Below are 17,286 nucleotides of genomic sequence, written 5' to 3' on the forward strand. Positions count from 1 at the left end.
GAAAAAGGCCAAAGAACCGGATTTGGCCCGGGCAAGCGGTAGTTTCTACAATAGGGACAGTTTACAAACACTGGCCGCCGTTCCGGCCGGCCCTGAAAGCCTTATGTCCACCGTGGAACTTTCCGCCCCCCTGGTCCAGCAGGGCTCCTTCCTGACCCTGCACTATCGCATGGCCGGCCCCTCCGTGAACGGGCAACCGGGCGCCGACATCATCAACACCTTCGACGGTAAACCGGCCACGCTGAGCCTGGGCACGGGCGAGTTGTCTCCGGCCCTGGAGCAGCGCCTGCTGGGCCTGCCCGAAGGCACGCGCGCCACCTTCGAGCTGCCGGCCGGCGAGGCCTTCGGCGAGCGCAACCCGGAACTCGTGCAGTGGGTGGCGCGCAGGCTGCTCAATGAGCTGGGCGACCCGGGTGAGCAGTACAAGCTGGGCGACGTGGTGCAGTTCCCCACGCCAGACGGCATGGGCCAGTACGCGGGCGCGGTGCAGCAGGTCAAGGAGGGCGGCGACGCGGTGCAGTTCGACTTCAACCACCCGCTGGCCGGCCAGCCCGTGGTGTTTGAAGTGCACGTGATCGGGGTGCTATGACTGAATCCATACAACAGCCGCAGGAAATTCTGCTGGCCGAGCCGCGCGGCTTTTGCGCCGGCGTGGACCGCGCGATCGAGATCGTCGAGCGCGCGCTGACGAAATTCGGCGCGCCGATTTACGTGCGCCATGAGATCGTGCACAACACCTACGTCGTCAACGACCTCAAACAAAAAGGCGCGATCTTCATCGAGGAGCTGGACGACGTGCCGCCCGGCGCCACACTGGTGTTCAGCGCCCACGGCGTGAGCCAGGCCATCCAGAAAGAGGCCGAACGCCGCGGCTTCCAGATCTTCGACGCGACCTGCCCGCTGGTCACCAAGGTGCACGTCGAAGTCGCCAAGCTGCACAAAGAGGGCTACGAGTTCATCATGATCGGCCACAAGGGCCACCCCGAAGTCGAAGGCACCATGGGCCAGCTCGACAGCGGCATCCACCTGGTGGAAGACGTGGCCGACGTGTGGCGCATCAACCCCGGCCAGACCGAGCGCCTGGCCGTGGTCACGCAGACCACGCTGAGCGTGGACGATGCGGCCGAGATCAGCGCCGCCGTGAAGCAGCGTTTTCCGCAGGTGCGCGAGCCCAAGCAGCAGGACATCTGCTACGCCACGCAAAACCGGCAGGACGCCGTCAAGGTGCTGAGCCCGCAGGTCGACATCCTCATCGTGGTCGGCAGCCCGACCAGCTCCAACAGCAACCGCCTGCGCGAACTCGCCGCCAAGCTGGGCACCGAAGCCTATATGGTCGACGACGCCAGCGAGCTCCAGGAATCATGGTTCGAGGGCAAAAGCCGGGTCGGCCTCACGGCCGGCGCTTCCGCCCCCGAGATCCTCGTCAAGCAGGTGATAGACCGCATCAAGGCGCTGGGCGCGGTGTCGGTGCGCAAGATGGACGGCATCGAGGAAACCATCAAGTTCCCGCTGCCCAAGGGCCTCAAGCTTGACGCGCAAGGCCACATGCTGGAAGTCAACGACAGCCAGCTCCATCAACTCAGCTGATTTTTTCCCCCATGACCGACCGCGACCACATCGAGAACTGCCTGCGCACCTTCAACGCCGGCTACAGCCACTTCATCCGCAAGACTCCGCTGTGGCAGTTGCCCGGCAAGGCGCTGGGCGTGGAATGCGCTGAAGTCTGGCTCAAGCTGGAGCACCTGCAGACCGGCGGCAGCTTCAAGGCGCGGGGCATGCTGAATCGCCTGCTGTCCAACACCATCCCGGCCAGCGGCGTCATCGTCGCCTCGGGCGGCAATGCCGGCATCGCCACCGCGGCTGCGGCCCGTGAACTGGGCGTGCGCTGCGAGGTGTTTGTGCCCGAAGTCTCCACCCCCGCCAAACGCGCCAGGCTGGCCGCGCTGGGCGCCGAGGTGGTGGTGACGGGCGCGGCCTATGCAGACGCGCTCAAGGCCTGTCTGGCGCGCCAGCAGGAAACCGGCGCGCTGCTCACGCATGCCTACGACCAGCCCGAAGTGCTGGCCGGCGCGGGCACCATGGCCGCGGAAATCGAGCAGCGGGGCGGTGTGCCCGATTCGGTGCTGGTCAGCGTAGGCGGCGGCGGCCTGATAGGCGGCGTGGCCGGCTGGTTTGAGCAGCGCAGCCGCGTGGTCGCGCTCGAGCCTGAGTTGGCGCCCACCCTCTACAAGGCCCGCGAGGCCGGCGAACCGGTCGACGTGGCCGTCAGCGGCATCGCTGCCGACTCGCTGGGCGCCAAACGCATTGGCAGCCTCGCCTGGGAGGCCACGCAGGCCCATGTGCGCGACGCGCTGCTGCTGACCGACGAATCCATACGCGCGGCGCAGCTGTGGCTCTGGAAAGAGCTCAAGCTGGCCGTCGAGCCCGCCGCGGCCCTACCCCTCGCCGCGCTGCAAAGCGGCCGCTACCGCCCACGCGCGGATGAAAAAGTCTGCCTCATCATCTGCGGCGCCAACCTGGACCCGGCCAGCCTCAACTGAGGGGCGCTTGGGGGCGGGTGGGACCTGCGCGCCCGCACAAAATACAATGGCCCCATGCTAGACATCAACCTGCTCCGCAAAGACCTGCCCTCGGCTATTCGCCGGCTGGAAACCCGCAAGACCCCGCAAGCCTTCCTCGACGTGGAAGCCTTCCAGGCCCTGGAGGCCGAACGCAAGGCACTGCAGATCCGCACCGAGGAACTGCAGAACCAGCGCAACACCCTGTCCAAGCAGATAGGCCAGCTCAAATCCAAAGGCGAAGACGCCAGTGCCGTGATGGCGCAAGTGAGCGCTTCCAAAGCCGAACTCGAGACGTCGGCCGCCCGGCTCGAGCAGATCCAGGCCGACATGCAGTCCCTGCTGCTCGCCGTGCCCAACCTGCCGCACGAAAGCGTGCCGCAGGGCGCGGGCGAAGCCGGCAACGTCGAGCTGCGCAAGTGGAGCCCCATCGAAGGCCCGGGCGGCGAGCCCGCGGCTTTTTCCTTTGAAGTGAAGGACCACGTCGACGTCGGCCAGCCCCTGGGCCTGGACTTTGAGCTCGGCACCAAGCTGACCGGTTCGCGCTTTACCGTCATGAAGGGCCCGCTCGCCCGCCTGCACCGCGCGCTCGCGCAGTTCATGCTCGACGTGCAGACCCAGGAGCACGGCTACACCGAGTGCTACACGCCCTACATCGTCAACGGCGACTCGCTGCGCGGCACCGGACAATTGCCCAAGTTCGAGGAAGACCTGTTCGCCGCCAAAAAAGGCGGACAGGAAGGCGCGGCCGAAGCCGAAAGCACGGCGCTCTACCTGATCCCGACCTCAGAAGTACCGCTGACCAACTTCGTGCGCGACGAGATCGTCGCCGAAGCCGACCTGCCGCTGCGCTACACCGCGCACACGCCGTGCTTCCGCTCCGAGGCCGGCAGCTACGGCCGTGACACCCGGGGCATGATCCGCCAGCACCAGTTCGACAAGGTCGAGATGGTGCAGATCACCCACCCCGACAAAAGCTACGAAGCACTCGAAGCCATGACCGGCCACGCCGAAGCCATCCTGCAAAAGCTGGGCCTGCCCTACCGCGTCATGCTGCTGTGCACCGGCGACATGGGCTTCGGCGCCGCCAGGACCCACGACCTCGAAGTCTGGCTGCCCGCGCAGAACACCTACCGTGAAATCAGCTCGGTCTCCAACTGCGAAGCCTTCCAGGCACGCCGCCTGCAGGCCCGCTTCAAGAACGCGCAAGGCAAGAACGAGTTTGTGCACACCCTCAACGGCTCGGGCCTGGCGGTGGGCCGCACCCTGGTCGCCGTGCTCGAGAACTACCAGCTCGCCGACGGCTCCGTCGCCGTGCCGGAAGTGCTGCAGCCGTATATGGGTGGGATCACGGTACTGACTCCGACGGCGAAGTAGGAGGCGTCTTAAGCCCAGCAGGGGCCGCAGAACCGGCTTTGCCGGGCCGCAGGCGCAGCGACCCCTAGGGGGCAGGGAGCTACACGAAGTGAGCGACCGTGGGGCTGTTAGAATATTCACACTGGAGAGGTGGCAGAGTGGCCGAATGTACCTGACTCGAAATCAGGCGTACCGCAAGGTACCGTGGGTTCGAATCCCACCCTCTCCGCCAAAATTGCATCCAGAGAAGTCTCGATTGATCTGAGAATGCCTTGAAAGCCCCGCCAGCCGGGGCTTTTTCGTTTGTGCCGTGCAGATGTCTCGTTTGGCATCCGGCGATGGATAGACGCTCGGCCGCAATGCGGGGATACTGGTTGCCATGATTTCGGACAACAACAGTACGCCACTGCTGCCGACGGATCCGGATGAGAAATGGCGCCGGATATTCATCCTTGCCATCAACCAATTGGCCGGCGGCAATGTCGACCACCTAGAGCTCGACCACTGGGCTGTCCGGGCCCAGGCGCGGCACGGGCATCGCAATGCGGTCGAGGTTGCGCACGAAGAATGGGCATGCGGCAGACGTTAGCCGCCCAGGTTCCACGCAACGCACCCCAAAAAAAAGCCCGGACAAACCGGGCCTTGAAGCTGGCAAGGCCAGCGAGGGAGGGAGCGGCTCATGACAAGCCGCGAAACCAATATAGCTTTTCAATTCTTGGCGGCGTGTAGGAGAATGCCCAAAATGCACCCCCTGATGGTCTCCAATCCGAACCAGGTCGTGGACGAACTCATAGCCCGCATCACGGCCATCGTGCTGCGCACCTACGAGGTGCAGCAGCTCTTGCCCGGCCGGAGCGAAGAGCGGCTTTCGTTGGCCGGGCATGAATTGATCAGCGCCATTTCCACCGACACGGGGCATATCGATTTCTCGTGCGAGCTGACGCTGGAGGCGCGGGAGCGCTGCAGCTCGTTTCTGGTGAAGGTGCAGGGCCGGGCGGCCTATGAAAGCCCGGTGTGGCGCATCAACGAGATTTACGACGTGGTGGTGGACCCGCTGGACCGCGGCACCAGCGGCCTGGCAGCCCTGCAATAGGGCGGGACCGGCGGGTAAACCCCCGCTTTGTTCTGCGAAGTAGGGCATAAGTGCACACTTTCCTGAGAGGAGCGCACCGCCTGTGACCAAACAGGGTGCTTCCTTACATCGCTTGCGGCTGTGCGGGCCTAAAGTGAACTCTCAAGCAATCTGGCAACACGCCGACTTCAGGGGACGGGCGCCACGGCTATCAGGAAGGCACAAAATGTTCGCACTGCTCAAAGTAAAGCTCCAGCCATCGGGTGAATACATCCTCAAGGAAGCCGGTTGTGACATGAGCTTCGACCCCACCATAGGCCCGCTCGCGGATGCGGGCGAGTTTTACAAACTCGTCGCATGCCGCATCGCCGAACTGGCGCGCGCCGGCAAGCACATCAAATACATAGACCACAACGACGATCTGGTGCCTGTGCCGCTCTGATTTCCCGGCATTTCAGCGCTTGCGACGGGCCGGTGCGCGCGGCCTGGACTGCGCGGTATCGGCCGGCTGCGGCATGGTCACGGCGATCTTGCGGGTCTGCCTGAAGGCAAGGGCCCTGTCCAGCGGGTCGAGGTAGCGTGACGGCCACAGCGCCTGGGGGCTGGTGTCCAGTGCCTTGGCCACCAGTTGCTCGGCCGCCAGCCAGCGGTGGGTCAGCACGCGCTGTATATGGCTGTAGCCGTTTTCGTGGGCGATTTTGCGAAGGCTGGTGCCGCGTTTGTGCAGGGCGGCAATGACGTCGGCAGGGTGCATATCCTCCTGTACGGGTGTTGTTTTGATTGTGCTCATGACCACTATTTTCAGCTTGGATGGCGTGAAGTCAACCCTGATTGCGCCCATGGTCATGAGCGTTGTTTATATTTCTATGCATATTTGGCAGGTTCGGGTGCCCCGGTTTGCCTTTGTGTGTTCATTGACACAAAATAGTGTTCATGAGCACAAACCCACCGGTGCCGCCGGCCCACGACAGCAACCAGCCGTATTCCCTTCCCACCGTGGCGCCGGTCAAGGCCGACGAGCCGGTGGCCTGGTACCGTTTCCATGCCGCGGCGGCCGCCGACAAGGCGGAGGTGAAAACCGTGAGGACGGAGGCGCGCAGCGTCTTCATGCAGCAGTTCGGCCAGCGCTGCCGGGCGGCGCGCGGCAATCGCGAGATCCACGACGTGGCGGCCGCGGTCGGCGTGCACCGCAACACCATCTGGAACGTGGAGCGCGGCGACAGCCTGCCGGACGCGTTCGAGCTGGAAGTGCTGGCCCGGGAATACAACACCACACCCGTGGAGTTGCTGGGCGGCGAGCCGCCGGGCGCGGTGCGGTCCGCGCTGGTGCCGCACGGCGTGCGGGCGGTGCAGATGGATGCGCTGATCTATGTGCCGCTGTTCGACCTGCGGGAGCAGGCGGAAGGCGCCGCCTTCACCGACGCCGACTCGGTGCTGGCCATGCGGCCTTTTGACGCGCAGTTCATCCGCTACGACCTGGGCATCGCCCACGACGACCTGGCGATGTTCGGCGTGGTGGGCGCGTCCATGGAGCCGTGGCTGCACGCCAAGGATGCGGTGCTGGCGGATTTGCGCGACCGCGACGCGCTGACCGAGGGCGTGCACCTGATCCGGCTGGACGGCGCCCTGCTGATGAAAAAGCTGCAGCGGCTGCCCGGAAAAATCCTGCGGGTCAGCAGCTACAACCCGGCCTACGAGCCTTTCGACATCCAGGGACATGAGTCGGCGGACCGCGACTTCGCGGTGCTGGGCCGGGTGCGCTGGGCCGGCGTGACTTTCAACTGACACCTTCTTCTCTTATAGATGGGAGGGCGCCGCGCCGCGCGCTGGCTGTGCCTTCACCGCGCCCTTGCCGCGTCTTCCGCCGGCCAATATTTCCATCCGATTTCCGGCCCAGCCTAGGGTTGTTACCTATCCCTTGTCGCGGTGTACGCAGGACACTGATGCCCCCCGCATGACAGTGTTACGTAACGTGCGCCAGTGCGTGTATGTCGTCGGCCTGTCGCACTGTTGTGCGACAAACAGCGCACCAAGCTGGAGGATCCTGGGCCGTTTTCTCCTCTGTCAATGGCTTCCGTACGCCCCCTGTATTACGACTGAAACATGGCTATTTAAATAGAAAGATATCGAGTACTATCGTTTTCGACTTGTTACACGTTCTGGACGTTTCTTGACGTGTGGCCACCCCCTCAACCTTCACCAAATCAAGGAAACCACCATGGCAACCGATGGGTCAGTAGCACCAAAAGAGCGTGTCAACATTGTTTATCGTCCCGCGACGGGAGATGCCAAGACGGAAGTTGAGCTGCCGCTCAAGCTGCTGGTCATGGGCGACTACACCCTGCGTGAAGACGACACGCCGCTGGAGGAAATGAAGCCGATCAACATCGACAAGGACAACTTCAACGACGTCCTGAAGGCGCAAAAGCTCTCGCTGAGCATGTCGGTGCCCAACAAGCTCGATCCCAAGGCCGACAAGGACGCCGTGCTGGCGATGAACATCGATTTCAACTCGATCAACGACTTCTCGCCCGACGCCATCGTCGACAAGGTGCCTGAACTCAAGCAGATGATCGAGCTGCGCGACGCGCTGAAGGCGCTCAAGGGGCCGCTGGGCAACATTCCCGACTTCCGCAAGAAAGTCCAGGAACTGGTGCAGGACGAAGGCGTGCGCGCCCGGCTGATGGCCGAGCTCGGCGTCAAAGACAAATAAAAAAACCGCACCCAAGGAAACATCATGGCTGAAACCAACAAACAAGCAGACGCGGCGCCGGGCGCGGCCGAAGAGGCCGGCGGCTCGCTGCTCGACCAACTGGTCAACACCGCGCGCATCAAGCAGGGCGACGACGCCTATTCCATCACCCGCCAGGGCATCCAGGCCTTCGTCTCGCAACTGCTGGAACCCCAGCGCGCGGTCGAGCGCGTGACGCAGGCCACGGTCGACGACATGATCGCCGACCTGGACAAAAAGCTGTGCGCGCAGGTCGACTCCATCCTGCACCACCCCGACTACCAGAAGCTCGAATCGGCCTGGCGCTCGCTGAAATTCCTGGTCGACCGCACCAACTTCCGCGAAAACGTCAAGATCCAGGTGCTCAGCGTGAGCAAAGCCAAGCTGCTCGACGACTTCCAGGACGCGGCCGACATCACCAAGTCCGGCCTCTACAAAAACCTCTACACGGCCGAATACGGCCAGTTCGGCGGCCAGCCTTTCGGCGCCATGATAGGCAACTACGAGTTCGGCCCCGGCGGCCAGGACATCAAGCTGCTGCAATACATGGCCAGCGTCGCGGCCATGGGCCACGCGCCCTTCATCGCCGCCACGGCGCCCGAGTTCTTCGGCGTCGAGTCCTATGAGCAGCTGCCCAACCTCAAGGACCTGGCCTCGGTCTTCGAAGGCCCGCAGTTCGTCAAGTGGAACGCCTTCCGCGAAACGGAAGACGCGCGCTACGTGGGCCTGACCCTGCCGCACTTCCTGCTGCGCGTGCCCTACAGCGCCGACACGGTGCCGACCAAGAAGTTCAACTACAAGGAAGACGTCTCCGGCGGCAACAACAGCTTCCTGTGGGGCAACGCGGCCTTCGCCTTCGCCTCGCGCCTGACCGGCAGCTTCGCCGACTACCGCTGGTGCGCCAACGTCATCGGTCCCCAGGGCGGCGGCGCGGTCGAAGACCTGCCCGTGTACACCTACGAGTCCATGGGCGAGATGCAGAACAAGATCCCCGCCGAGGTGCTGATCTCCGAGCGCCGCGAGTTCGAACTCGCGGAGCAGGGCTTCATCGCCCTGACCATGCGCAAGAACAGCGACAACGCGGCCTTCTTCTCGGCCAACTCGGCGCAAAAGCCGAAGTTCTTCGGCAACAGCAAGGAAGGCAAGGAAGCCGAGCTCAACTACAAGCTCAGTACCCAGCTGCCTTACATGTTCGTGGTGAGCCGCCTGGCCCACTACATCAAGGTGATCCAGCGTGAAAACATCGGCACCTGGAAAGAGCGCTCCGACCTCGAAAGCGAGTTGAACATGTGGATTCGCCAGTACGTGGCCGACATGGACAACCCGGGCGAGGGCGTGCGCAGCCGCAGGCCCCTGCGGCAGGCTGAGATCACCGTGGCTGACGTCGAAGGCGATCCAGGCTGGTATCGCGTCGACCTCAAGGTTCGCCCGCACTTCAAGTACATGGGCGCTTCCTTCAGCCTGTCTCTCGTCGGCAAGCTCGAGAAGAAGTGACGCCCGGCAGGCGGTTTCCCCTGGGGGAATCGCCTGTATGTCGGCTGTAACTTTGCCGCCTGGCTTCTGACATGGACCCGAAACAGGGGCCTTCCAGAATACAGGTCATGCACAGAGCGGATGTTCAAGAGATGTGCAGATCACCGGGCAGCCAGGGGGCGAGGTGATGAGAGGTTCAAGCCCCGCTGATGGATGCGGCGGGGCCGGACCGGATCTGAAACGGTTTTACGACAGTACCAACTTAAAAGGAATTCATCATGCCAATGCCATGCTATCTCATCGTCGAAGGCGAAAAACAGGGAAAAATCGAAGGCTCCGTCAAGGTCAAGGGCCACGAAGGCAAGATCCTCGTGCAAGCCGTGGACCACGTCATCGAGATCCCCAAGAGCCCGCAAACCGGCCTGCCCACCGGCAAGCGCGTGCACCAGCCCATGACGGTCACCAAGGAAATCGACAAGTCTTCGCCCAAGTTGTTCCAGGCCCTGACGTCCGGCGAGCAGCTCAAGAGCGTGAGCCTGGAGTTCTACCGCATCTCCCCCAAGGGCACGGAAGAAAAGTACTACACGGTCAAGCTGTCCTCGGCCATCCTGACCAGCGCCAAGTCCTGGACGCCGAACTGCCTGGACCCCAACAACAAGCAGATGGGCCACATGGAAGACCTCTCGTTCACCTACGAGAAGATCACCTGGACCTTCGAGCCGGACGGTATCGAAGCCGAAGATTCCTGGCTCGCTCCGAAGTAATGCGGGGCACGCTGCGCGCCAGGCCGGCCACGTGGTGAGGAACCCGTGAAGGAGCGGCGCCTGCTGGAAAGAATCGCGGCCTGGGAGGACGGTGAACAACGCACCAACCAGACCCAGGTCGACATTCTGATCCGGTCGGTGACGGACCACCTTCAGCGGCTTCTCAACACGCGGCAAGGCAGCGTGCAGCTTGATCCCCTCTTCGGCGTGCCCGACTTCACCAATATCGCCGGCGGCCTCACCGCCGGTTCCACCGGCGATATTGAAGAAGAGATCCGCCGCATGGTCATGAAATACGAACCGCGTATCAAGTCACCCAGGGTGGTGTTGAGCCGCGAATCGGCAGATGTGCTGTCCATCCGGTTCGCGCTGGAGGGCAGGCTGGAGGTGGACGACCGGGAGATCCCGCTCCAGCTCTCCACAACGGTTGGCGCAAGCGGCAAGGTCAACATCACCTGATTTTTAACGGCCCTTTCATTGTTCCCCTGAGCGGGAGAAGAACAACATGTTCAATCGATATTACGAAGATGAATTGAACAAGCTCAAGGGACTGGCTGTCGAGTTCTCGCGGGCCAATCCCGCGCTGGCGCCCATGCTCTCCGGTGCATCGACCGACCCCGACGTCGAGCGCCTGCTCGAAGGCGTGGCCTTCCTGACCGGCCTCACGCGCCAGAAGCTGGACGACGAATTCCCCGAATTCGTCCAGGAGCTGGCCAACCTGCTGTTCCCGCATTACCTGCGGCCTATTCCCGCCTGCACCCTGGTGAGTTTTGCCCCCAAAGGCATGCTGGCCGAAAGCGTGCAAATCCCGGCGAGCGCCAAGATCGACTCGGTGCCGGTGGACGGCACACCCTGCCGCTTCCGCACCTGCACCGAACTCCTGGTCCATCCCCTCATCCTGGCGGAGACGCGGCTTGCCAGCGGCGCCGGCCAGGCGCCCAAGCTGGTGCTGAAGTTCGAACTCCAGGGCGGGCTCGACCTCTCGCAATGGGCCGTGCCCACGATCCGCCTGTTCCTCGGCGGCGGCTATGCCGAGGCTTCCAAGCTGCTGTTGCTGCTGGCCCATCACGTCAAGGCGGTCAGCGTCAAGGACGCGCTCGGCGCGCCCGTCGACCTGGGGCTCAAAGCCATCCGCCAATCCGGGTTTGAAGGAGAACTGCTGCCTTACCCCAGCCATGCTTTCCAGGGTTACCGTACCCTGCAGGAATTTTTCGTGCTGCCCGAGAAATTCCTGTTCGTGGATATCGTGGGCCTGGACAAGGCGCTGGCAAAAGGGCAAGGCACTTCGTTCGAAGTCTCGCTGCTGCTGGACTCGCTTCCCGACTGGATGCCCGATATGCGCGGCGACAGCTTCATGCTCAACATCGTGCCGGCCGTCAACCTGTTCGAGCATGCCGCCGATCCGGTGAACCATGAACACCGGGCCAGCGAATACCGGCTGATGCCCGAAGCCGCCAACCGGCAGCATTACCAGATCTACTCCGTGGACCAGGTTGTGGGCTACCAGCAGGGCGCCTCCCGGGAGCGCGCCTACGTGCCCTTCGGCATGCTGCGCCACGACGGCAGCAACGCACTGAGCTACCGCACGACCTTGCGCTCGGCCACGGTGGGCCGGGGCAGCGACGTGTTCCTCTCGGTGGCCTATCCGCCCGGCGATGTGCCTTTGCCGGAAACGCTGTCGGTGCAGATCACCTGCACCAACCGCCAGTTGCCCGAAAGCCTGAAACTCGGCGACCTGAACCGCCCGACCAGCAGCTCGCCGGACCGCATGACCTTCCGCAACATCCGGCCCATGACCGCCCCGCTCAATCCCCCCTCGGGTGAAGCGCTGCTGTGGCGCCTGGTCTCGCACGTGTCGCTGAACTTCCTGTCCATCGCCAACGCCGAAAACCTGCGCGCGCTGCTGGGGCTGTATGTGTTTTCCGAGCGGCAGGAGCAAGGCCAGGAAACCGCCAACCGCCGGCGCATCGACAGCATCCAGGAAGTGACCGCCACGCGCGAGACGCGCCTGGTGGGGCGCGGCAGCCTGCTGCGCGGCCAGCAGATCCGCATCAAGTGCCGGCTGGATTTTTTCGCCAGCATCGGTGACATGTACCTCTTCGGTTGCGTCCTCGACCGTTTCATCGCCGACTATGCCGGCATCAATTCATACACCCGCGTCGAACTTGAAGACGCTTTCACAGGAGCAGTCTTCAAATGGCCGCCAAGATTGGGTCAGCAGCCGCTGCTGTAGAGGAGCAGCTGCTCGCCCATGGTGAGCGCTTCTCCTACTTCCAGGCCATACGCCTGCTGCGCCTGTTCGGCAAAGCGCGCGGGATGGACAACGCCAGCCTGCGCATACGCCCCCGGCTCAGCCTGGGCTTTCCCGAAAACGACATCGACGGCATCGAGGCGCTTCCCGAGGGCGGCTACCGCGTCACGGCGAATTTCTTCGGCCTCTACGGCGTGGCCTCCCCGCTGCCGACCTATTACACCGAAGACCTGTTTGAGGAAGAGCGTGAAGGGCGGCATGCCACGCGCGATTTCCTGGATGTCATCCACTACGCGATGTACCCGCTGCTGTTCGACGCGTGGCGGAAACACCGCCTGCAGGACCGCGTGGTCGAAGACGGCGATGCCGGCGTGCTGGACCAGCTCTATGCCTTCGTCGGGCTGCATGCCAGCGACCTGCGCGGCAAGCTGCCGGTCGGCAACGGCCTGCTGCGTTATGCGGGGCTGTTCAATTTGCGCCCGCGCTCGGCGATGGGCCTGAACACCCTGCTGGCCGATGCCTTCAACCCCGCCAAAGTTCATGTCGAGTGCTGCACGCTGCAATACGTCCCCATCCCGGCCGACCAGCGGCTTCGCCTGGGCCTGCAGGCCCACCAGCTCGGGGAAGATACCTACCTGGGCAGCCAGATCGACGACTACAGCGGCAGCATCACCATCACGCTCAGCGACCTGCCCGAAGACTCCTTCCACCAGTTGCTGCCCGGAACGCCGGGGCATGAACGGCTGGCCTTCCTGGTGCGCTTTTATTTGATAGACCCGCTGGACGTGCATGTCGTGCTGGAGCTGCGGCACCAGGACGCCCGCGCGGCGCGCACGCTGGACGTGCGTGATGCCGCGCCGGAATCGGCCGCCACCAACTGGACCCGCCTCGGCATGGACACCTGGATCACGCCCGAGCGCGTGCGCCAGCCCACCCGCGTGCAGTTCACCCTTTAATTTTCTGGCCTCCATCCCCTTCATCCCTAGAGAAAGAAGAACATCATGCTGCTGGTCGAATTGAAACCCCTGGTCGGACGTCTGAACGCCTTCACCAAGCAGGCGCTGGAAGACGGCGTGGGCCTGTGCGTCTCGCGCAGCCACTATGAAATCACCGTCGAGCACCTGCTGGTCAAGTGCTTCGACAACGTGCAGGCCGACGTCGCGCTGCTGCTGCGCCAGAACGGCGTCGACGCGGCCCTCGTCAAGCGCGACATCGACCGCGCCATCGAGGACATGCGCACCGGCAATGCCGGCAAGCCGGCGTTTTCGCCGCTGCTCCTCGAACTGATGCAGGACGCCTGGCTGATCGCCTCGGTCAACCTCGGCGAGACCCGCATCCGCTCCGGCGCGGTGCTGCTGGCCTTCCTGGCGCGCGCCAGTTATTACGCCACCGGCGACTATGCGGCGCCGCTGCGCGCGCTCAACCGCGAAAGCCTGCTGGCAAGCTTTGCCGCGACCTGCGCGGCATCCATCGAGGAAACCCCGGGCGCCGCTGAAGGCGGCGCACCCGGCGGCCAGGCGGCGGCCGGCGGCGAAGGCAGCGCGATCGCTCGCTTTTGCGAGAACTTCACCGAGAAGGCCCGCCAGGGCAAGATAGACCCGGTCTTCGGCCGCGACAAGGAAATCCGCCAGATGGTGGACATCCTGGCGCGGCGCCGCAAGAACAACCCCATCTGCGTGGGCGACCCCGGCGTCGGCAAGACGGCGGTGGTCGAAGGCCTGGCGCTGCGCATCGTCGACGGCGACGTGCCCGACTCGCTCAAGGACGTGACCATCCTCGGGCTGGACATGGGCCTGCTGCAGGCCGGCGCCAGCGTCAAGGGCGAATTCGAGAACCGCCTCAAGGGCGTGATCACCGAGGTCAAGGGCTCGGCCAAACCCATCATCCTGTTCATCGACGAAGCCCACACCCTGATAGGCGCGGGCGGCCAGGCCGGCACCTCGGACGCGGCCAACCTGCTGAAACCGGCGCTGGCGCGCGGCGAACTGCGCACCATTGCCGCCACCACCTGGGCCGAGTACAAAAAGTATTTTGAGAAAGACCCGGCGCTGGCCCGCCGCTTCCAGCCGGTCAAGCTCGACGAGCCCGATCTCGCGACGGCCATCATCATCCTGCGCGGCCTGAAAGAAAAATACGAGGACGTGCACCGCGTGGTGATGCGCGACGATGCCATCGTGGCCGCCGCCGAACTTTCCAGCCGCTACATCACCGGCCGGCAACTGCCCGACAAGGCCGTTGATTTGCTGGACACCGCCTGCGCACGCGTCAAGGTGCTGCAAAGCGCCAAGCCCGACGTGCTGGAAGACAAGGAGCGCCAGATGCAGGCCCTGGAGCGCGAGCAGCGAGGCCTGGAGCGCGACCGCGACAACCACCAGCCAGTAGACGCTGAGCGCCTGGCCGCCATCGCCGGCATCACTGCCACGCTGGCCGCCGAAGCTGCGGTCCTCAAGGCTGAATGGGACAAACAAAAAGGCGCGGCCGACGCGCTGCTCGCCGCGCGCGCTGCCTGCCAGGCTGCCAAGGCCGCCAACGCCACACCGGCCGAGCTGGAAGAACTCTCGCAAAAAGTCGCCGCCGCCGGCAAGGCGTTTGAAGCGGCCCAGGGCGCCAACCCGCTGGTGCGCGTCGACGTCGACCCGGACGTGGTCGCCAAGGTGGTGTCCGACTGGACCGGCATTCCCGTCGGCAAGATGCTGCGCGACCAGGCCGAAAGCGTCATGCGCATGGAGGCCGTGCTCACCGCCCGCATTCGCGGCCAGGACCACGCCATGCACCAGATCACCGAAGTGCTCAAGACCGCCAAGTCGGGGTTGCGGGACCCGCAGCAGCCGCTGGGTGTGTTCCTGCTGGCCGGCCCCTCGGGCGTGGGCAAGACCGAGACCGCGCTGTCGGTGGCCGACATCCTGTTCGGCGACGAGAAATCCACCGTCGTCGTCAACATGAGCGAGTTCCAGGAAAAGCACAACGTCAGCCGCCTGATCGGCTCGCCCCCCGGCTACGTGGGCTACGGCGAAGGCGGCGTGCTGACCGAGGCGGTGCGCCAGCGCCCCTATTCGGTGGTGCTGCTCGACGAGGTCGAGAAAGCCCACCTCGACGTGCTCAACCTGTTCTACCAGGTCTTCGACAAGGGCATGCTGTCCGACGGCGAAGGCAAGGACATCGATTTTTCCAACACGGTGATCTTTTTGACCTCCAACCTGGCGACCGATGTCATCACCGAGATGACGGCCGGCGAGGAAAAACCCGACGCGGCCACGCTGTTGTCGGCCGTCAGGCCCATCCTGTCGGCGCATTTCAAGCCGGCGCTGCTGGCGCGCATGACGGTGATTCCCTACTTCACGCTGGCGCAGGACGCCTTGGCCGGCATCGTGCGCCTGAAACTCAACAAGCTGGTGCAGCGCCTGGCGCACAACAACAAGATGGCCTTCACCTACAGCGACGCGGTGGTGCAACAGATTGCCGCGCGCTGCACCGAAGTGGAAACCGGCGCGCGCAACGTCGACTTCATCCTGCGCAGCAGCGTCATGCCGCTGATGTCGCAGGGGATTTTGTCGCGCATGAGCACCGGCGAGCAGCCCGGCGGCGTGACGCTGGACATCGACGCCCAGAATGAATTTACCGTCCGCTTCGCGGACGAGGCGGCGGCATAACGCGCCTGCTCCATTACAGGAAAACCGACCATGACCTCGCTTGACAAAAACCTCAATGCCGGCAACAAGCGTTTCTCGTTTGCCTCCAAAGCCTATCCGGCCGACAAATTCTCCGTGGTGAAGATGGAGGGCTACGAAGCCATCTCCGCCAGCTTCTCTTTCGAGTTGACGCTGGTGTCGGACGACACGGCGATCGACTTCGAAAAGATGCTGTCCAACCCGGCGACTTTCACCCTGTACGCCGCGGGCGGCAACATGGAAACGCCTTACCACGGCGTGCTGTCCGAGTTCGAGCAGTTGCACCAGGCCGGGAATCTGGTGTTTTACCGCGCGGTGCTCGCGCCGCGCCTGCAGCGCCTGAACCTGTACCGCACCTCGGACGTTCACCTCAACGACCAGACCATCCCCGAGATTCTCGAGGCGGTGATCAAGGACAGCGGGCTGACCTCGGCCGATTTCGAGCAGAAGCTGAAGGCCAAGGACGCCTACCGCAAGCGCAGCTTTGTGTGCCAGTACCAGGAAACCAACCTGGACTTCATCAGCCGCTGGTTGGAAAAGGAAGGCATGTACTTCTACTTCGACCACAGCGGCAATGCCGAGAAACTGGTCATGGTGGATGACAGCGCCATGCAGCCCGCCGACGTGGTCGCGGTCACCTACAGGCCGGTGGAAAACATGGCCAGCGGCGCGGCCAAGGACTCCGTGCAGAATTTTCTTTGCCGGCAAAAACCCCTGCCCAAGCAGGTGGTCCTGCAGGGATTCAATTACAGCAGCGCGAATGTCGAACTCAAGCAGACGGCGCAGGTGTCCGATCAAGGCACCGGCGACGTGATGCTGTACGGTGAAAACTTCCTGACGCAGGACGAAGGCCAGCGCTATGCCAAGCTGCGCGCCCAGGAAATCCTGTGCGGCGGCAAAGTCTTCAAGGGCGAGGCCACCGCCGTCGGCTTGCGCAGCGGCTACTTCATGCGCATGGCCGCCCACTACCGCTCCGACTTCAACGGCCAGTACCTGGTCACCGAGGTGGAGCACAGGGGCTCCCAGGCCGGCGTGCTGCTGGCGGGCATCGAAAACTCCTACGGCGGCAAGCCCGGCGAGACCGACTACCACCTGGAATTCAAGGCCATCCCTTCGGCCGTGCAGTTCCGCCCGGCGCGGGCCATGATCCGGCCGCATGTGGCCGGCACGGTCAGCGCCATCGTCGATGCCGAGGGCTCCGGCGAATATGCCGAGATGGATGACCTGGGCCAGTACAAGGTGCAACTGCCTTTCAGCCGGACCGGCAAGGCCGCCAACAAGGGCTCCGCCCGCATCCGCATGGCCACGCCTTATTCCGGGCGCGACCACGGCATGCACTTTCCGCTGCTCAAGGGCGCCGAGGTGTTGCTGTCCTTCGTTGACGGCGATCCCGACCAGCCCGTGATCGTCAAC

17 protein-coding genes and 1 tRNA gene are annotated in these 17,286 nt (G+C 63.9%); 17 read left to right on the forward strand and 1 reads right to left on the reverse strand.

The features are described from left to right. The first annotated feature begins 103 nt into the window (after positions 1-103). The 8 genes from ACLV74_RS23065 (at position 104) to ACLV74_RS23100 (ending at position 5,428) form a co-directional block, all read left to right on the forward strand. Positions 104-589, forward strand: coding sequence for an FKBP-type peptidyl-prolyl cis-trans isomerase (locus tag ACLV74_RS23065; protein WP_411881764.1), 486 nt, complete (start codon positions 104-106; stop codon positions 587-589). Continuing rightward, entirely contained in the window at positions 586-1,587 is a 1,002-nt protein-coding gene (gene ispH, locus ACLV74_RS23070) for a 4-hydroxy-3-methylbut-2-enyl diphosphate reductase (protein WP_411881765.1), read from the forward strand. The genes ACLV74_RS23065 and ispH overlap by 4 nt, the downstream gene beginning before the upstream one ends. A gap of 11 nt (positions 1,588-1,598) precedes the next feature. Then, a complete protein-coding gene (locus ACLV74_RS23075; protein WP_411881766.1) occupies positions 1,599-2,540 on the forward strand; it encodes a threonine/serine dehydratase in 942 nt (313 codons plus the stop codon). Between the two features lie 54 nt (positions 2,541-2,594). Continuing rightward, the gene (gene serS / locus ACLV74_RS23080; RefSeq protein ID WP_411881767.1) at positions 2,595-3,935 is read left to right on the forward strand and encodes a serine--tRNA ligase; all 1,341 of its coding nucleotides are present in this window, start codon (positions 2,595-2,597) and stop codon (positions 3,933-3,935) included. A 123-nt stretch (positions 3,936-4,058) separates the two neighbouring features. After that, positions 4,059-4,146, forward strand: a tRNA-Ser gene (locus tag ACLV74_RS23085). Positions 4,147-4,293: 147 nt separating this feature from the next. Further along, a complete protein-coding gene (locus ACLV74_RS23090) occupies positions 4,294-4,503 on the forward strand; it encodes a hypothetical protein (RefSeq protein ID WP_411881768.1) in 210 nt (69 codons plus the stop codon). Positions 4,504-4,656: 153 nt separating this feature from the next. After that, positions 4,657-5,007, forward strand: coding sequence for a hypothetical protein (locus tag ACLV74_RS23095; RefSeq protein ID WP_411881769.1), 351 nt, complete (start codon positions 4,657-4,659; stop codon positions 5,005-5,007). 205 nt (positions 5,008-5,212) lie between these two features. After that, positions 5,213-5,428, forward strand: coding sequence for a hypothetical protein (locus tag ACLV74_RS23100; protein ID WP_411881770.1), 216 nt, complete (start codon positions 5,213-5,215; stop codon positions 5,426-5,428). Positions 5,429-5,440: 12 nt separating this feature from the next. Here ACLV74_RS23100 and ACLV74_RS23105 read toward each other — a convergent pair whose 3' ends face one another. Further along, entirely contained in the window at positions 5,441-5,776 is a 336-nt protein-coding gene (locus tag ACLV74_RS23105; RefSeq protein ID WP_411881771.1) for a helix-turn-helix domain-containing protein, read from the reverse strand. A gap of 143 nt (positions 5,777-5,919) precedes the next feature. Between ACLV74_RS23105 and ACLV74_RS23110 the strand changes: the two genes are divergently transcribed. The 9 genes from ACLV74_RS23110 to ACLV74_RS23150 all read left to right on the forward strand — a co-directional run. Then, positions 5,920-6,771 carry an XRE family transcriptional regulator gene (locus ACLV74_RS23110; protein WP_411881772.1) on the forward strand — a complete coding sequence of 284 codons (852 nt, stop codon included), beginning with the start codon at positions 5,920-5,922 and terminating at the stop codon, positions 6,769-6,771. 433 nt (positions 6,772-7,204) lie between these two features. Then, a complete protein-coding gene (gene tssB, locus ACLV74_RS23115; protein ID WP_411881773.1) occupies positions 7,205-7,699 on the forward strand; it encodes a type VI secretion system contractile sheath small subunit in 495 nt (164 codons plus the stop codon). 24 nt (positions 7,700-7,723) lie between these two features. Next, complete coding sequence (gene tssC, locus ACLV74_RS23120) at positions 7,724-9,211, forward strand: type VI secretion system contractile sheath large subunit (RefSeq protein ID WP_411881774.1); 1,488 nt, start codon at positions 7,724-7,726, stop codon at positions 9,209-9,211. A 257-nt stretch (positions 9,212-9,468) separates the two neighbouring features. After that, entirely contained in the window at positions 9,469-9,954 is a 486-nt protein-coding gene (locus ACLV74_RS23125) for an Hcp family type VI secretion system effector (RefSeq protein WP_411881775.1), read from the forward strand. Positions 9,955-9,999: 45 nt separating this feature from the next. Continuing rightward, positions 10,000-10,413, forward strand: a complete 414-nt coding sequence (gene tssE / locus ACLV74_RS23130) for a type VI secretion system baseplate subunit TssE (RefSeq protein ID WP_411881776.1) — start codon at positions 10,000-10,002, stop codon at positions 10,411-10,413. Between the two features lie 46 nt (positions 10,414-10,459). Beyond that, complete coding sequence (gene tssF, locus ACLV74_RS23135) at positions 10,460-12,187, forward strand: type VI secretion system baseplate subunit TssF (RefSeq protein ID WP_411881777.1); 1,728 nt, start codon at positions 10,460-10,462, stop codon at positions 12,185-12,187. Further along, positions 12,151-13,161, forward strand: coding sequence for a type VI secretion system baseplate subunit TssG (gene tssG, locus ACLV74_RS23140; protein WP_411881778.1), 1,011 nt, complete (start codon positions 12,151-12,153; stop codon positions 13,159-13,161). The genes tssF and tssG overlap by 37 nt, the downstream gene beginning before the upstream one ends. Before the next feature lie 45 nt (positions 13,162-13,206). Then, positions 13,207-15,855 carry a type VI secretion system ATPase TssH gene (tssH, locus tag ACLV74_RS23145; RefSeq protein WP_411881779.1) on the forward strand — a complete coding sequence of 883 codons (2,649 nt, stop codon included), beginning with the start codon at positions 13,207-13,209 and terminating at the stop codon, positions 15,853-15,855. A 30-nt stretch (positions 15,856-15,885) separates the two neighbouring features. Further along, on the forward strand, positions 15,886-17,286 hold a 1,401-nt coding region (locus ACLV74_RS23150), incomplete at its 3' end, for a type VI secretion system Vgr family protein (protein ID WP_411881780.1).

This window comes from Polaromonas sp. YR568, assembly GCF_943369415.1.
Lineage (GTDB): Bacteria > Pseudomonadota > Gammaproteobacteria > Burkholderiales > Burkholderiaceae_C > Polaromonas.

Excerpts from the sequence above, each read along its gene's own strand:
- ACLV74_RS23065 (WP_411881764.1), top strand. The coding sequence starts at position 104 with ATGTCCACCGTGGAACTTTCCGCCCCCCTGGTCCAGCAGGGCTCCTTC.
- ispH (WP_411881765.1), top strand. The coding sequence starts at position 586 with ATGACTGAATCCATACAACAGCCGCAGGAAATTCTGCTGGCCGAGCCG.
- ACLV74_RS23075 (WP_411881766.1), top strand. The coding sequence starts at position 1,599 with ATGACCGACCGCGACCACATCGAGAACTGCCTGCGCACCTTCAACGCC.
- serS (WP_411881767.1), top strand. The coding sequence starts at position 2,595 with ATGCTAGACATCAACCTGCTCCGCAAAGACCTGCCCTCGGCTATTCGC.
- ACLV74_RS23090 (WP_411881768.1), top strand. The coding sequence starts at position 4,294 with ATGATTTCGGACAACAACAGTACGCCACTGCTGCCGACGGATCCGGAT.
- ACLV74_RS23095 (WP_411881769.1), top strand. The coding sequence starts at position 4,657 with ATGCACCCCCTGATGGTCTCCAATCCGAACCAGGTCGTGGACGAACTC.
- ACLV74_RS23100 (WP_411881770.1), top strand. The coding sequence starts at position 5,213 with ATGTTCGCACTGCTCAAAGTAAAGCTCCAGCCATCGGGTGAATACATC.
- ACLV74_RS23105 (WP_411881771.1), bottom strand. The coding sequence starts at position 5,776 with ATGAGCACAATCAAAACAACACCCGTACAGGAGGATATGCACCCTGCC.
- ACLV74_RS23110 (WP_411881772.1), top strand. The coding sequence starts at position 5,920 with ATGAGCACAAACCCACCGGTGCCGCCGGCCCACGACAGCAACCAGCCG.
- tssB (WP_411881773.1), top strand. The coding sequence starts at position 7,205 with ATGGCAACCGATGGGTCAGTAGCACCAAAAGAGCGTGTCAACATTGTT.
- tssC (WP_411881774.1), top strand. The coding sequence starts at position 7,724 with ATGGCTGAAACCAACAAACAAGCAGACGCGGCGCCGGGCGCGGCCGAA.
- ACLV74_RS23125 (WP_411881775.1), top strand. The coding sequence starts at position 9,469 with ATGCCAATGCCATGCTATCTCATCGTCGAAGGCGAAAAACAGGGAAAA.
- tssF (WP_411881777.1), top strand. The coding sequence starts at position 10,460 with ATGTTCAATCGATATTACGAAGATGAATTGAACAAGCTCAAGGGACTG.
- tssG (WP_411881778.1), top strand. The coding sequence starts at position 12,151 with ATGGCCGCCAAGATTGGGTCAGCAGCCGCTGCTGTAGAGGAGCAGCTG.
- tssH (WP_411881779.1), top strand. The coding sequence starts at position 13,207 with ATGCTGCTGGTCGAATTGAAACCCCTGGTCGGACGTCTGAACGCCTTC.